This window comes from Martinezella rhizogenes, assembly GCF_027460065.1.
Classification (GTDB): domain Bacteria; phylum Pseudomonadota; class Alphaproteobacteria; order Rhizobiales; family Rhizobiaceae; genus Agrobacterium; species Agrobacterium rhizogenes_C.
This window is the reverse complement of the sequence record NZ_JAPYZZ010000016.1, coordinates 1-15,419: the sequence shown is the minus strand read 5'-3', so window position 1 is coordinate 15,419 and position 15,419 is coordinate 1. Positions and strand designations below refer to the sequence as shown.

General features: G+C 61.3%; 13 protein-coding genes and 1 pseudogene. 5 read left to right on the top strand and 9 right to left on the bottom strand.

Annotated elements, in window-relative coordinates; all coding sequences use genetic code 11:
• Positions 1–127 precede the first annotated feature (127 nt).
• The 8 genes from panB to O8B93_RS20990 all read right to left on the bottom strand — a co-directional run bounded on the left by panB (position 128) and on the right by O8B93_RS20990 (position 9,019).
• Positions 128–967 (bottom strand): 3-methyl-2-oxobutanoate hydroxymethyltransferase, encoded by an 840-nt coding sequence (gene panB, locus O8B93_RS21025; protein WP_269711823.1) that lies wholly within the window; start codon positions 965–967, stop codon positions 128–130.
• Entirely contained in the window at positions 964–1,842 is an 879-nt protein-coding gene (gene panC / locus O8B93_RS21020; protein ID WP_269711822.1) for a pantoate--beta-alanine ligase, read from the bottom strand. The genes panB and panC overlap by 4 nt, the downstream gene beginning before the upstream one ends.
• A 141-nt stretch (positions 1,843–1,983) precedes the next feature.
• Complete coding sequence (locus tag O8B93_RS21015) at positions 1,984–2,760, bottom strand: enoyl-CoA hydratase-related protein (protein ID WP_269711821.1); 777 nt, start codon at positions 2,758–2,760, stop codon at positions 1,984–1,986.
• Entirely contained in the window at positions 2,750–3,676 is a 927-nt protein-coding gene (locus O8B93_RS21010) for a hydroxymethylglutaryl-CoA lyase (protein WP_269711820.1), read from the bottom strand. Before O8B93_RS21010 ends, O8B93_RS21015 begins: the two co-directional genes overlap by 11 nt.
• 1 nt (position 3,677) lies before the next feature.
• A complete protein-coding gene (locus O8B93_RS21005) occupies positions 3,678–5,675 on the bottom strand; it encodes an acetyl/propionyl/methylcrotonyl-CoA carboxylase subunit alpha (RefSeq protein ID WP_269711819.1) in 1,998 nt (665 codons plus the stop codon).
• 7 nt (positions 5,676–5,682) lie between these two features.
• On the bottom strand, positions 5,683–7,284 hold the full coding sequence (locus O8B93_RS21000) for a carboxyl transferase domain-containing protein (protein ID WP_269711818.1): 1,602 nt from the start codon (positions 7,282–7,284) through the stop codon (positions 5,683–5,685).
• Positions 7,285–7,291: 7 nt separating this feature from the next.
• On the bottom strand, positions 7,292–8,464 hold the full coding sequence (locus O8B93_RS20995) for an isovaleryl-CoA dehydrogenase (protein ID WP_269711817.1): 1,173 nt from the start codon (positions 8,462–8,464) through the stop codon (positions 7,292–7,294).
• A gap of 81 nt (positions 8,465–8,545) precedes the next feature.
• Positions 8,546–9,019 (bottom strand): Lrp/AsnC family transcriptional regulator, encoded by a 474-nt coding sequence (locus tag O8B93_RS20990; RefSeq protein WP_035221263.1) that lies wholly within the window; start codon positions 9,017–9,019, stop codon positions 8,546–8,548.
• 183 nt (positions 9,020–9,202) lie between these two features.
• Here O8B93_RS20990 and O8B93_RS20985 point away from each other — a divergent pair, with 183 nt between their 5' ends.
• Genes O8B93_RS20985 through O8B93_RS20965 form a run of 5 tightly spaced genes read left to right on the top strand, consistent with a single transcriptional unit; the run spans position 9,203 to position 15,080 of the window.
• Positions 9,203–10,366: an acetyl-CoA C-acyltransferase gene (locus tag O8B93_RS20985; RefSeq protein WP_269711816.1), complete on the top strand. Its 1,164-nt coding sequence runs from the start codon at positions 9,203–9,205 to the stop codon at positions 10,364–10,366.
• A 12-nt stretch (positions 10,367–10,378) separates the two neighbouring features.
• Positions 10,379–11,506: an acyl-CoA dehydrogenase family protein gene (locus tag O8B93_RS20980; protein WP_269711815.1), complete on the top strand. Its 1,128-nt coding sequence runs from the start codon at positions 10,379–10,381 to the stop codon at positions 11,504–11,506.
• A gap of 44 nt (positions 11,507–11,550) precedes the next feature.
• A complete protein-coding gene (locus O8B93_RS20975; protein WP_269711814.1) occupies positions 11,551–12,789 on the top strand; it encodes a 3-methyl-2-oxobutanoate dehydrogenase (2-methylpropanoyl-transferring) subunit alpha in 1,239 nt (412 codons plus the stop codon).
• A gap of 3 nt (positions 12,790–12,792) precedes the next feature.
• On the top strand, positions 12,793–13,806 hold the full coding sequence (locus O8B93_RS20970; RefSeq protein ID WP_269711813.1) for an alpha-ketoacid dehydrogenase subunit beta: 1,014 nt from the start codon (positions 12,793–12,795) through the stop codon (positions 13,804–13,806).
• A gap of 2 nt (positions 13,807–13,808) precedes the next feature.
• On the top strand, positions 13,809–15,080 hold the full coding sequence (locus O8B93_RS20965; RefSeq protein WP_269711812.1) for a dihydrolipoamide acetyltransferase family protein: 1,272 nt from the start codon (positions 13,809–13,811) through the stop codon (positions 15,078–15,080).
• Positions 15,081–15,260: 180 nt separating this feature from the next.
• On the opposite strand, the pseudogene O8B93_RS20960 reads toward O8B93_RS20965, so the two are convergent.
• Positions 15,261–15,419 (bottom strand): annotated as a pseudogene (locus O8B93_RS20960) (IS110 family transposase); the annotation flags it as partial.

Below are 15,419 nucleotides of genomic sequence, written 5' to 3'. Positions count from 1 at the left end.
CTCCGCCGTCATCCTCGGGCTTGACCCGAGGATCTATGGTGCGTCAGGTTATGGATCCTCGGGTCAAGCCCGAGGATGACGTTGAGTTTTAGGGCAAGGCTTGCCATCGGCATACTGGCTAAGCTTCTCACTCCCCCTTAACGGGTTGCTTGCGCACCTGAAACGTATGCTCCGGCCCCGGAAACGCCCCGGAGCGCACCTCATCGGCATAAGCCGCCGCCGCTTGCGAAGCCGCCGTGCCGAGATCGGCATATCGTTTGACGAATTTCGGTTTGAAATCGGAAAACAGGCCAAGCATGTCATCGGAGACCAGCACCTGCCCGTCACAGGCAGGCGACGCGCCGATGCCGATGGTGGGGACGGAAAGTTTCTCCGTCAACTCGCGGGCAAGCGGCTCAACCGTGCCTTCCACGACGATGGCGAAGGCGCCCGCCTGATCGACCGCAATCGCATCACGCCAGATCTTTTGCGTTTCCGCATCCGAATGGCCGAGCGAGCGGAAGCCGCCGGCGGTGTGGACAAGCTGCGGCATCAGGCCGACATGGCCAAAGACAGGGATGCCACGGGCGACCAGAAAGGCGATTGTCTCCGCCATTTCCTCGCCGCCTTCCAGCTTCACACCATCGCAGCCGGTCTCCTGCATCAGCCGCACGGCGTTGCGGAACGCCTGTTCCTTGGATTCCTGATAGGTGCCGAAAGGAAGATCGACGATGACGCAGGCTCGGTTGACGCCGCGCATGACGGCGCGGCCGTGGGCGATCATCATATCCAGCGTCACACCAACAGTCGTATCCATGCCGTAAAGCACCATGCCGAGGGAATCTCCCACCAGCAAAAGGTCGCAATGCGGATCAAGCAGGCGGGTTATCGGCGTCGTATAGGCGGTGAGGCAGACGATGCGCGCCTCGCCTTTCATCTGCCGGATGGAGGCCGTCGTCAGCCGCTTTTGTTTTGCATGGGCGCTCATTGGGCGGACTCCTGTTTCCCGGTTTTTTCGCGGCCGATGACGCGGTTGTCGAGAAGCCGCGTGCTGCCGACGCGCACGAACAGCGCGACCAGCACGGCCCCCACCTGCAGGGAGGCAACGGGCGCCAGCGTATCGGGATCGCGCACCGCAACGACCTCAGGCGACGCCAGCGGCTCGGCTGCAATGAACTTTTCTATGGCGGCTTCAAAGGCTGCCGGGTCATCGACTCCTTCAGCATAAAGCCGCTCGGCCTCGTCCAGCGCGCGCGGTACGATCACGGCGGCAGCGCGTTGCTCGGGGGTCAGATAGACATTGCGCGAGGAGCAGGCGAGACCATCCGCTTCACGCACCGTCGCGACCGGCACGACCCGCACCGGTTGGGCAAGGTCTTCCACCATGCGGCGAATCAGAGTTACCTGCTGATAGTCTTTTTCGCCGAAATAGGCGGCATCCGGCTGGACGAGATTAAAGAGCTTGGTCACGACGGTGGTGACGCCGGCAAAATGCCCCGGCCGCACCGCGCCTTCCAGCTGGCTGCCCAGTTCCGGCACGTCCACGACGGTCGACATCGGGCGCGGATACATCTCCGTCACCTCTGGCGCGAAGAGAATATCGATGCCCGCCTCTTCCAGCAGCGCGCTGTCGCGGGCGAGGTCACGCGGGTAACGCGCCAGATCTTCATTCGCGCCAAATTGCAGCGGGTTGACGAAGATGGAAACCACCGTCACGTCGTTTTCTGCCTTGGCTTGGGCAACGAGGGTGAGGTGGCCGATATGAAGAAAACCCATGGTCGGCACAAAGCCGACGGTCTTGCCCTCGCGGCGAAAGGCGGCAATCGCATCCCGCAATTCGGCGACGGTTTTTACAAGGCGCATGGGGTCTCCTCCGGCTGCCCGATCGCGATCCGGCGAAAGGTGCTGGATAGAACGCGATTTGCTGAACGGGGTCAACGCGGCCGCGGGCATTATATCGATTAACGCCTCAAGAGGTGACGACTACGGTGAAAGTGCTGCGGTTCAGGATGTTCCCGCCCATATAGGCGGCCGCTTTTCCGCAAAAGCCTGCCGCCCTTCGCGTGCCTCATCGCTGCCGCTGATGGTGGCGATGATACTTTCGGCAAAGGCCAGCCGTTCATCGGACGGCATGTTGCGCATCGCCAGCAAAGCTGCCTTTCCGGCTGCGATGGCGCCCGGCGCATTCTGTCGCAGCTTTGCAATAACACCCTCGATCAAGCGATCGAGTTCGGCCGCAGGCGCGGTGCGATTGACGAGGCCGAGGCGTGTTGCCTCCGCAGCGCTGACTGGCGCTCCGAGATAAGCCATTTCCTGAAGTCCGCCCAAGGGCATTTTCGTCAGAAGCTTCGCGGCCACCATGGCTGGGAAAAGTCCGACCCTCACTTCCGGCAGACCAAATTCGGCGTGCTCGGCGGCATAGGCAAGATCGCAGGCGGCAACGAGGCCTAGCCCGCCAGCCAGGACCCGGCCGTTGATGCGGGCAATGACGGGTTTTTCGCATCGCTCGATGGCGCGCATCACATCAGCGATGGGGTTTGTTCCATCGCGCGAAAGGAACATGCCACCGGCGCTTTCCTTGAGATCGGCTCCCGAACAGAAACTGCGATCTCCCGCTGCCGTTATCACCACCGCGCGCAGATTGCGGTCAACGGATGCAGCGCGGATGGCATCCGTGAGCGCATCTGTCATGGCGGCATTGAGGGCGTTGTGCACCCCGGGCCGGTTGAGCGTCAGCCACAGAACATCCTTGCGTGTCTCACGCAACAACTCATCCGCCATGCAGGTCACCCTCCTGTTTTGCGGCAAGCAGCGCTTTTCCGGCGCGGGCCGCATTTGGCCTGCCGAGATGCCGGCTGATCCAGTCACCGGTCTTCGCCACCGCCATCAGGTCGATACCGGTTTTGATGCCAAGTCCCTGCAGAAGATAAACGACATCTTCGGTGGCGACATTGCCGCTCGCCCCCGGCGCAAAGGGGCAGCCACCCAGCCCGGCAACGGAACTGTCGAAAACGGCGATGCCTTCCTCAAGCGAGGCCAGCACATTGGCTACGCCCTGCCCATAGGTGTCATGGAAATGAATGGCGATTTTTTCACGCGGGATGCGGGTCGATACATGCTCGATGAGGTTGCGGATTTGGCCAGCTGTGCCGACGCCGATCGTATCGCCGAGCGAAATTTCGTAACACCCCATGGCGACAAGCGCGTCGGCCATTGCCGCCACCTCATCGGGTGCAACCGCGCCGTCATAGGGGCAGCCGGCAATGCAGGAAACGTAACCGCGCATGCGGATATTCTGGCTGGTCGCTACCTGCGCGACATCGTATAGTCGCTCAAGGCTTTCCGAACGCGAACAGCCAATATTGTGCTGGCTGAAGCCCTCGGATGCGGAGACGAAAACGGCGATTTCCGTCACGCCGGCTTCAATGGCCGCCTCGAAACCTTTCATATTAGGAACGAGCGCCGGATAAGCTGTGCCGTGCCGCTGTCTTAGACCCTGAAACACCGCCGTCGAACCCGCCATCTGCGGAACTCTCTTGGGTGAAACGAAAGCGCCCGCCTCGACCGCCGACAGGCCTGCTGCTGCGAGCCGCTCGATCAGTTCGATCTTGATGGCGACGGGAACGTCGGTGCTTTCGTTCTGCAGGCCGTCACGCGCGCCCACCTCGACGATTTTGACGGTTTCGGGCCAGCTCATGTCACGCGCCCTCCGGCTCGAAATCCACCAGCACCGCACCGGCTGCCACCATATCGCCTTCGGCGCAGTTGATGGCGGCAACGATACCTCTCGCCGGGGCACGGATCGTGTGCTCCATTTTCATGGCCTCCATCACCACCAGCGCCTCGCCGGCTTCGACGAGCGCACCTTTCTGGCTGAGCAGAGCACGGATAACGCCCGGCATGGGGGCCTCCAGACCACCGGTGTGGGTGGTGGCATCCGCTATATCGACGGGGTCCGGTTGGCTGATGCGATAATGTTCGCCGTCCAGAAAAAGCGTATGGCCGCTGTCTTCGGTGAAAAAATAGCCCTGCCTCTGCATGGCATCGATGACCGCACGCAGCTTGCCATTCTCCGCGAGATTGCCGCCGATGCGGATCGTCCCGCCGTCAATCTCCATTGAAAACCCGTCCTCCTCATGGGTAACGGCAAATGTGCGAGGCTGATGGTCGAGAGTGAAATTCAGGGTTTCCCGCGCCGGTGCATTCAGGCGGAAAGCGCTGGTGCTGTTCCATGGGCTATAGGGATCGGCCGATGACAGAGAACTGGTCTTGGCCATTTTCTGTCGGGAAAGAAGAAGGCCAAGCGCGGCTATAGCGATCTCGCTCTCGCCGATGGCTGCGGGGGCGAATAGTGCCGCCTCGTTGCGGGCGATGAAGCCGGTATCGAGATCGGCCGCCGCGAAACTCTCGAGCCTCGCAAGCCGCGCCAGAAAGGCGACATTGCTGGTGACACCACAGATTGCCAGTTTTTCCAGCGCCAGCCGCAACCTTCGCACGGCGGCGGGGCGGTCTTGATCCCAGACGATCAGTTTGGCGATCATCGGATCGTAATGCACGGTGATGGCGTCGCCGGCGCGGATGCCGCTGTCGATCCGGAGGTGAGGGCCCTCATCGGGAAAAATGAGATGGCTGACCGTGCCAATCGACGGCAGAAAATCATGCGCCGGATCTTCGGCGTAAATCCGCGCCTCGATGCCATGGCCGTTGATGCCAAGGCCGGACCAGCCTTCCGGCAGGGGCTCGCCGTTGGCGACGCGGATCTGCCATTCGACCAGATCGAGATCGGTAATATATTCCGTCACCGGATGCTCGACCTGAAGCCTGGTGTTCATTTCCATGAAATAGAAGTCGCCGGAGGGGTCGAGCAGAAACTCCACGGTTCCGGCCCCGCGATAATCGATGGCGCGGGCGGCGGCGGTTGCCGCATCATACATGCGTTGCTGCAAGGCATCGGGCAGGCCGGGGGCGGGGGCTTCTTCTATCACCTTCTGGTGCCGGCGCTGGATCGAGCAGTCGCGTTCGAACAGCGAAACACATTTGCCGTGGCCGTCGGCAAAAACCTGCACTTCCACATGCCGTGGCCGTTCGAGGTATTTTTCGATCAGCATGCGGTCATTGCCGAAGGCGGCAAGCGCTTCGCGTTTCGCGCCGGCAAGCTCCGCGGCGAAGTCGCGCTTTTGCCTGACAACGCGCATGCCCTTGCCACCGCCGCCGGCCGAGGCCTTGAGCAATACCGGATAGCCGATCTTGTCCGCCTCGCTCGCGAGCCGTTTTTCGGCCTGCTCATCGCCGTGATAACCCGGAACGACGGGAACACCCGCCTCTGTCATCAGCGCCTTTGCCTCGCTTTTTCCGCCCATGGCGCGGATTGCCTGCGGCGGTGGGCCCACGAAAATGAGGTCCGCGGCGGCACAGGCTTCGGCGAACGCGGCATTTTCGGAGAGAAAGCCGTAACCCGGATGGATCGCCTCCGCGCCGGTTGTTTTTGCAGCCGCGATGATTTTTTCCGCATCGAGATAGGAGGCGCGCGCCGGCGCGGGGCCGATGGCGATGGCCTCGTCGGCCAGCGCCACATGCACGGCGTTTCGGTCGGCGTCCGAATAGACCGCCACTGTGCGGATGCCCATGCGGTTGGCGGTGCGGATGATGCGGCAGGCGATTTCGCCCCTGTTGGCGATCAGTATTTTCGAGAACATCGTCGCCTCACATCCTGAATATGCCAAAACGGGTGGGTTCAATCGGCGCGTTGAGCGCGGCGGAAAGACCAAGGCCGAGCACCAGGCGGGTATCCTTCGGGTCGATGATGCCATCGTCCCACAATCTTGCGCTGGCATAATAGGGATGGCCTTCCCGCTCGTATTTTTCGCGGATCGGCTGTTTGAAGGCCTCTTCGCCTTCCTTCGACCAGTGGCGGCCATCGGCCTCGATGCCGTCGCGGCGGATTTGCGCCAGCACGGACGCCGCCTGTTCGCCGCCCATCACGGAAATACGGGCATTCGGCCACATCCACAGGAAGCGTGGCGAATAGGCCCGCCCGCACATGCCGTAATTGCCGGCCCCGAAGGAGCCGCCGATGATGACGGTAAATTTCGGCACTTTGGCTGAAGCGACGGCGGTTACTAGTTTCGCGCCATCCTTGGCGATACCACCAGCCTCATAGGTTTTGCCGACCATGAAACCGGTGATGTTTTGCAGGAAAACCAGCGGGATGCCGCGCTGGCAGCAGAGCTCGATGAAATGCGCGCCCTTCAGCGCCGATTCCGAAAAAAGGATACCGTTATTGGCGATGATGCCAACGGGATAGCCATGGATATGGGCGAAACCGCAGACCAGCGTCGTGCCATAAAGCGCCTTGAACTCGTCAAATTCGGAACCATCCACCAGTCGGGCAATGATCTCGCGCACCTCGAAGGGTTTGCGCGTGTCGGCAGGAACGATGCCGTAAAGCTCGTCGGGCGGGTAAAGCGGTTCTGCGGGTTCGCGGATATCCAGCTCCACCTGCTTGCGGCGGTTGAGGGTGGAGACGATCCGCCGGGTCAGCGCCAGCGCATGGCGGTCGTCGTGGGCATAATGATCGGTGACGCCGGATTGGCGGGAGTGCACATCCGCACCGCCGAGGTCCTCCGCGCTCACCACCTCGCCGGTTGCGGCCTTCACCAGCGGCGGGCCGCCGAGAAAGATCGTGCCCTGATTTTTGACGATCACGGACTGGTCGCTCATGGCGGGCACATAGGCCCCGCCCGCCGTGCAGCTGCCCATCACCACGGCGATCTGGGCGATGCCCTGCGCCGACATATTGGCCTGATTGTAGAAGATGCGGCCGAAATGATCGCGGTCGGGAAACACCTCGTCCTGATTGGGCAGGTTCGCGCCGCCGGAATCCACGAGGTAGATGCAGGGCAGGCGGTTCTCAGTGGCGATTTCCTGCGCTCGCAGATGTTTCTTCACTGTCAGCGGATAATAGGTGCCGCCTTTTACCGTCGCGTCATTGGCAACGATCACACATTCGCGGCCCGAGACCCGGCCGATGCCGGTGACGATGCCAGCGGCGGGAACCGGTTCTTCATAGACCTCGTAAGCTGCGAATTGCGACAATTCCAGAAACGGGCTGCCGGGATCGAGAAGGGCTTCGATGCGATCGCGCGCCAGCAATTTGCCGCGGGAAAGATGCCGTTCGCGGGCCTTTTCGCCGCCGCCTCTGGAGATTTTTTCGACGTGTCGGCGCAGGTCATCGACCAGGCCCGACATGAAATCGACGTTGGCAGCGAAGGTGGGGTCGCGGCTTAGACTGGATGCAAGCTTCATCGCGTTCTCACCCGTTACCCTTGACCAGTTCGCGGCCGATTAGCATCCGGCGAATTTCGCTGGTGCCCGCGCCGATCTCGTAAAGCTTGGCATCTCGCAGCAGCCGTCCGGCCGGGCTTTCATTGACATAGCCGGAACCGCCGAGAAGCTGGATGGCATCCAGCGCCACCTGTGTCGCCCGCTCGGCGGCAAAGAGGATTGCGCCGGCCGCGTCCTGCCTCGTGATGCGGCCATTGTCGCAGGCCCTGGCCACGGCATAGACATAGGCGCGCGACGCATTCATGGCCGAATAGATATCGGCAAGCTTGCCCTGCACCAGCTGGAATTCGCCGATCGGTTTGCCGAATTGTTTGCGCTCGCGAGCATAGGGCAGTACCAGATCGATGGCCGCCTGCATGATACCAACAGGGCCGGCGGCCAGCACGGCGCGCTCGTAATCCAGCCCGCTCATCAGCACTGTCACGCCGTCATTGAGGCGGCCGAGAATGTTCTCTTCCGGCACCTCGCAATCCTCGAACACCAGTTCTGATGTGGGTGAGCCGCGCATGCCGAGCTTGTCGAGTTTCTGGGCCGGGCGAAATCCCTTGAAGCCCTTTTCGATCAGGAAGGCGGTGATGCCGCGCGGGCCGGCGGACATATCCGTCTTGGCGTAGACCACCAGCGTATCGGCCTCGTGGCCATTGGTGATCCACATTTTTGCGCCGTTCAGCACATAACGGTCACCCCTGCGTTCCGCCTTCAGCCGCATCGAGACGACATCCGAACCGGCTTCCGTCTCGCTCATGGCGAGGGAACCGACATGTTCACCGGAGACGAGTCTCGGCAGATATCTGTGCTTCTGCTCTTGCGTTCCCCAGCGGTGGATCTGGTTGATGCAGAGGTTGGAATGAGCGCCGTAGGAAAGGCCGATGGAAGCGGAAGCCCGGCTTATCTCCTCCATCGCCACACAATGGGCGAGATAACCCATATCGGCGCCGCCGAATTCTTCCGAAACGGTGATGCCGTGCAGGCCAAGCTCACCCATTTGCGGCCAGAGCTGACGCGGGAAGCGGTCGTTGCGATCAATCTCGCCGGCGAGCGGCGCAATTTTATCATCTGCGAATGCACTGGCGCTGTCGCGCAATGCTGCGATTTCCGGGCCGAGATCGGCATCGAAAATGGCGGCGAGGTTCAAACTCATCGCGTCTCCTCCTCCGGACGGCTCTGCCGCTGTCCCTCTTGTCAGCTGCCGGCACCTCCTCCGCGCCGACAACCCTCATTTTTACGGCGCGTCACCTCCGGTGAAGGCGGCGGAACGGCGCACGAATGTCTTGATGGCGAAATTGGACTGGATGCGCGACACGCCGGGAACCGTGGTCAGGAAATCCAGTAGCTCCTGATAATGCGGCAAATCCCGCACCATGGCGTGGATCAGATAATCGGAACTGCCGCTGGTCTGGTAACCGCCTACGACTTCGGGGATAGAAGCGACATGGTGCTCGAAGGTCGTCAGCGCTTCCTTGATCTGCCGTTCCAGAGTGACGGAGATGAAAACGCCCATATTGCCGAGCAGCCGGTTCTCATCGAACACGGCGGTATAGCCACGAATGATGCCTTCCTCTTCCAGCTTGCGTACACGGCGCAGCGTTGGCGTGAAGGAAAGACCGATGCGGGCCGCCAGATCGCGCCAGCTCACCCGCCCGTCATCGCCGAGCACATGCAGAATCTTGCGGTCGAAACTGTCGAGCTCAATCATGGATCATTTGCTCTATGATATGACTAATTGTTGGATCAAAGATATCGTGAATCAAAAAACTGTCAATCAAAATAGCTTTGAAATGAATTCGAGTTGGTGATAGCGTTCATGTCATTCGCGGTCTGGAGGAGATCACGATGACGGTCGTTTTCTCAAGCGGGAGAATGGCCAAGGGAGGTGAATTTGGCTGTGCATGACCCTGTCGTGATCGTCGGGGCCGCCCGTACTGCTATGGGTGGGTTCCGGGGCGAATTCAAATCGGTGGCTGCGCCCGATCTTGGGGCCGCGGCGATCCGTGCGGCCGTCGAACGGGCCGCTGTTCCGGTTTCTGATATTGACGATGTATTGATGGGCTGTGTGCTTACGGCCGGGCAGGGGCAGGCGCCCGCGAGACAGGCAGCCATTGCCGCCGGCATTCCCAATTCGATTGGCGCAACGACCATCAACAAGATGTGCGGCTCGGGCATGAAGGCGATTATGCTGGGCCATGACCAGATCGCGGCGGGAAGCTCTTCCATCGTGCTGGCCGGCGGCATGGAAAGCATGAGCAATGCGCCCTATCTGCTGGATCGCGCCCGAAATGGCTATCGTCTCGGTCATGGCAAGGTCATCGACCATATGTTTCTCGACGGCCTCGAGGATGCTTATGACAAGGGCCGGCTGATGGGCACTTTCGCGGAAGATTGCGCTGAAACCTATCAATTTACCCGCGCCATGCAGGATGACTATGCGCTTGCCTCGCTGGAGCGAGCGCGTCGCGCCATAGCGGAGGGAGCCTTTGAAGCGGAAATTGCGCCTGTCGGCGATATTGCCGTGGACGAGCAGCCGGGCAAGGCAAGGCCGGAGAAAATCCCGCAGCTGAAGCCCGCCTTTCGCGATGGCGGAACGGTGACGGCGGCCAATTCCAGTTCGATTTCCGATGGTGCGGCCGCTCTCGTTCTCATGCGTCGCTCCGAAGCGGAAAGGCGGGGTCTTTCACCACTGGCGACCATCATCGGTCAGGCCTCCCATGCGGATGCCCCTGCCGGATATCCAACGGCTCCCATCGGCGCGATGAAAAAGCTGTTCGATAAAACCGGCTGGACGGCGAGGGATGTCGATCTCTTCGAAATCAACGAGGCCTTTGCCGTGGTGGCGATGGCGGCAATGCGCGATCTCGATCTGCCGCATGACAAGGTGAATGTGCATGGCGGGGCGTGTGCGCTCGGTCATCCGATCGGCGCTTCCGGCGCGAGGATCGTCGTCACCCTGCTGGCGGCCCTGCAGCGTCACGGGCTGAAGCGCGGCGTGGCCGCAGTCTGTATCGGCGGCGGTGAAGCAACCGCGCTCGGCATCGAGCGGCATTGAGGGGAGGCGGCGATGATCCTGAACGAAGCCCAGCAGCAGATCAGGGACATGGCCCGCGATTTCGCCCGCGAGCGGCTCGCCCCCGGCGCTGCCGCGCGTGACCGGGAAAGCCGGTTCCCGAAAGCCGAACTGAAGGAAATGGGCGAGCTCGGTTTCCTCGGCATGCTGGTCTCGGAGGATTATGGCGGATCGGAAACCGGTGCCGTCGCTTATGCTTTGGCGTTGGAGGAAATTGCTGCCGGTGACGGGGCCTGTTCCACCATCATGAGCGTCCATAATTCGGTTGGCTGCGTGCCGATCCTGAAATTCGGCACGGCAGACCAGAAACAGCGTTTCCTGCCGAAACTGGCCTCGGGCGAATGGATCGGCGGTTTTGCGCTGACCGAACCGCAGGCCGGTTCCGATGCTTCCAATCTGAAGACCCGCGCCCGGCGGGATGGCGACCGCTATATTCTTGATGGTGCAAAACAGTTCATAACGTCAGGCAAGAATGGTGATGTCGTCATCGTTTTCGCCGTCACCGATGCGGCGGCGGGCAAGAAGGGCATCACCGCCTTCATCGTGCCGACCGATACGCCTGGTTACGAGGTGATAAGGGTCGAAGAAAAGCTTGGCCTGCATTCGTCCGATACCTGCCAGATAGCCTTCACCGAGATGGCGGTCCCCGTCGAATTGCGGCTGGGCGAAGAGGGGCAGGGTTATCGCATCGCGCTTGCCAATCTGGAAGGTGGCCGCATCGGCATTGCTGCACAGGCGGTCGGCATGGCGCAGGCGGCCTTCGAGGCGGCGCGGGATTATGCGCGCGAGCGCAAGGCCTTCGGGCAGGCAATCGTGGAGCACCAGGCGGTCGCGTTCCGGCTGGCGGATATGGCAACGCGGATTACGGCGGCGCGGCAGCTGGTGCTGCATGCGGCGGCGCTGAAGGAGGCGGGAGAGCCCTGTCTTTCGGAGGCCTCGATGGCCAAGCTCTTCGCCTCCGAAATGGCTGAACGCGTCTGTTCCGACGCCATCCAGATTCACGGCGGTTATGGCTACATGGCGGATTATCCGGTGGAGCGGATCTATCGCGATGTGCGTATTTGCCAGATTTACGAGGGGACAAGCGATGTCCAGCGCATGGTGATCGCAAGAAACCTTTGAGGATTGTTTCGCGGTCTGGAGGAGACCGTGACGGGAGGAGTAGAATGGATATATCAGAAACGCCACATCTCAGCCTGCATGTTCCAGAGCCTGCGGTGCGGCCCGGCGGGGAGCCGGATTTCTCCAATGTGAAAATACCCAAGGCCGGCTCCGTGCCGCGCCCGGAGGTGGACGCTGCACCGGAGAGCATGCGTGATCTCGCTTATTCGATCATCCGCGTTCTCAATCATCAGGGTGAGGCCGTCGGGCCGTGGGCAGGGTTGCTCTCGGACGAGGACTTGCTGGTCGGTCTCAAAAACATGATGCGGCTTCGGGCTTTCGATGCTCGCATGCTGATGGCGCAGCGGCAGGGCAAGACTTCCTTTTACATGCAGCATCTGGGGGAGGAGGCAGTCAGTTGCGCTTTCCGCAAGGCGCTTTCCAAAGGCGACATGAATTTCCCGACCTACCGGCAGGCCGGGTTGCTGATCGCCGATGATTATCCGCTCGTCACGATGATGAACCAGATCTATTCCAACGAGCTCGACCCGTTGCACGGGCGGCAATTGCCGGTGCTCTACTCCTCGAAGGAGCACGGGTTTTTCACCGTATCAGGCAACCTCGCCACGCAATATGTGCAGGCGGTTGGCTGGGCGATGGCCTCGGCCATCAAGGGCGATACGAAGATCGCGGCCGCTTGGATTGGCGACGGTTCGACGGCGGAGTCGGATTTCCACTCCGCGCTGGTCTTTGCCTCCACCTACAAGGCCCCGGTCATCCTTAACATCGTCAACAATCAATGGGCCATTTCCACCTTTCAGGGCATTGCGCGCGGCGGGTCCGGCACATTTGCGGCGCGCGGGCTGGGCTTCGGCATTCCAGCACTTCGGGTCGATGGCAATGACTATCTCGCCGTTTATGCCGTGGCGCGCTGGGCCGTGGAGCGGGCGCGCCGCAATCTCGGCCCGACGCTGATCGAATATGTCACCTATCGTGTCGGCGCCCATTCCACCTCGGATGATCCGAGCGCCTATCGGCCCAAGACCGAATCCGAAGCCTGGCCGCTCGGCGATCCGGTTCTCCGCCTCAAGAAACATCTCACCCTGCGCGGCGTCTGGTCGGACGAGCGGCATCGGCAGGCGGAGGCGGAAATCGCCGATGAGGTGCTGGAAGCGCAGCGGGAGGCGGAAAGCCACGGCACGCTGCACGAAGGCAAAAAACCGCCGAAAAAGGATATTTTCGAAGGCGTTTACGAGGAGATGCCGCCGCATCTCGCCCGCCAGCGCCAGAAGGCAGGATGGTAAGACATGGCAAGAATGACGATGATCGAAGCCGTCCGCAGCGCCATGGATGTTTCCATGGAGCGCAGCGACGATGTCGTGGTGTTCGGCGAGGATGTGGGCTATTTCGGCGGCGTGTTCCGCGCCACGCAGGGGCTACAGGGAAAATACGGCAAGACCCGCTGTTTCGATGCGCCGATCAGCGAATCCGGCATTGTCGGCACCGCCATCGGCATGGCCGCTTATGGCCTGCGCCCCTGTGTCGAAATCCAGTTCGCCGATTACATGTATCCCGCCTATGACCAGATCACCCAGGAAGCGGCGCGCATTCGTTATCGCTCCAATGGCGATTTTACCTGCCCGATCGTTCTTCGCATGCCGACCGGCGGCGGTATTTTCGGCGGGCAGACGCATAGCCAGAGCCCGGAAGCACTTTTTACCCATGTCTGCGGGCTGAAGGTGGTTGTTCCCTCCAACCCCTATGATGCCAAAGGGCTGCTGATCGCCTCGATCGAAGACCCCGATCCGGTGATGTTTCTGGAGCCGAAGCGGCTTTATAACGGGCCTTTTGACGGCCATCACGACCGGCCGGTCACCCCTTGGTCCAAACACGATATGGGCGAGGTGCCGGAAGGGCACTACACCATCCCCATCGGCAAGGCCGAAATCCGTCGCCCCGGAAACGATGTCACCGTCATCGCTTACGGCACCATGGTGCATGTGGCATTGGCGGCGGCGGAGGAGACGGGCGTGGATGCCGAAATCATCGATCTGCGCAGCCTGCTGCCGCTCGATCTCGACACCATCGTGAAGTCCGTCTCCAAGACCGGCCGCTGTGTGATGGTGCATGAGGCGACGCTGACTTCAGGCTTCGGCGCGGAAGTCGTGTCGCTGGTGCAGGAACATTGCTTTTATCATCTCGAGGCTCCCGTTGTCCGGGTCGCCGGCTGGGATACGCCTTATCCCCATGCGCAGGAATGGGACTATTTTCCGGGACCCGCCCGCGTCGGGCGTGCCCTCGTAGACGTCATGGAGGCCTGATTATGGCGGAATTTGTTATCACTATGCCCGATGTCGGTGAAGGCGTGGCGGAAGCCGAGCTGGTGGAATGGAACGTCAAGCCGGGCGATATTGTCCATGAGGACATGGTGCTCGCCGCTGTCATGACGGACAAGGCGACGGTGGAAATTCCTTCGCCGGTGGCGGGCGTCGTCACCTGGCTCGCCGTGACGGTCGGAAACACGGTTCCGGTGAAAGCACCGCTCGTCCGTATCGAAACCGATGTCGCCGCATCCAATGGCAGCGCGCCGGAGGCGGAGGCGCCTACCCGGACGACGGAAGAGGAAGCGCCTGCCGACATGACGGAAGCGCCGCCACCCGTCGAAACCCAGTTGGCGGCGCGGCAGGCCGAGGAGACACCTCCCGTGTCCGCAGCCGAGCCGCACCACAAGCCGCTCGCATCCCCCGCCGTTCGCCAACGCGCCGACGATCTCGATATTGATCTCACCAAGGTCAAGGGAACGGGGCCGGACGGGCATATCACCCATGCAGATCTCGATGGGTTTTTAACGGTACGGGCACGGCCGGAACGTCACGAACCGATGACGCCGCACGATAGCGCCGTCGAGGAAGTGAAGATAACGGGACTGCGGCGCAAGATTGCCGAGAAGATGGTGCTGTCCGTCTCGCGCATTCCCCACATCACTTATGTCGAGGAAATCGACGTGACGGAGTTGGAGGATTTGCGCGCGACGATGAACGGTAACCGCCGTTCCGGGCAGCCGAAACTGACGATCCTGCCGTTTCTGATGCGTGCGCTGGTGAAAGCCGTAGCCGATCATCCCGGCATGAACGCCACTTTCGATGACGAGAACGGTGTCGTCAGCCACTATGAAGCGGTTCATATCGGCATTGCCACGCAGACGCCGGCGGGCCTGACGGTTCCGGTCGTTCGCCACACGGAAACACTCGGCCTTTGGGACTGTGCGGAAGAAGTCGCGCGTGTCGCGGAAGCCGCCCGCACCGGCACGGCGCATCGGGAAGAACTGATGGGCTCCACCATCACCATCAGTTCGCTGGGAGCCTTGGGCGGTGTGGTCTCGACGCCCATCATCAACCATCCCGAGGTGGCCATAATTGGCGTCAACAAGATCGTGACGCGGCCGGTCTGGGATGGGAACCGGTTTGTGCCGCGCAAGATGATGAACCTGTCTTCGAGCTTCGACCATCGGGTCGTCGACGGCTGGGATGCGGCCGTCTTCATTCAGGCCGTCAAAGCGCTCCTGGAGAAGCCGGCTCTTATTTTCATCGAGTGAGGGGTCGTTTTTGATCGGTGCGTTTTACGCCCTCATCCCTGTGCCTGTTACAGGGATCCAGCCAGCCCAGTTTCTTGGGCTGAGAGCGGCTCTTTTCGCCGCGCAGACGCGCGTCGGCTGGATTCTTGTGACATCCTCGGGCTTGTTCCGGGGCACAGGAATGAGCGACTGTCTTTGATGTCAAGCGTTTTGCCATGGTTTGTTGTCTCTGATGATGGCGTTTAGGATTGTCAGGAGCTTTCGCATGGTTGCGACGACGGCGACTATTTTAGGCTTTCCTGCCTGAACGAGGCGATCACGAAAGATTTTGAGGGTCGGGTTATGCCTGATGGCGACGAG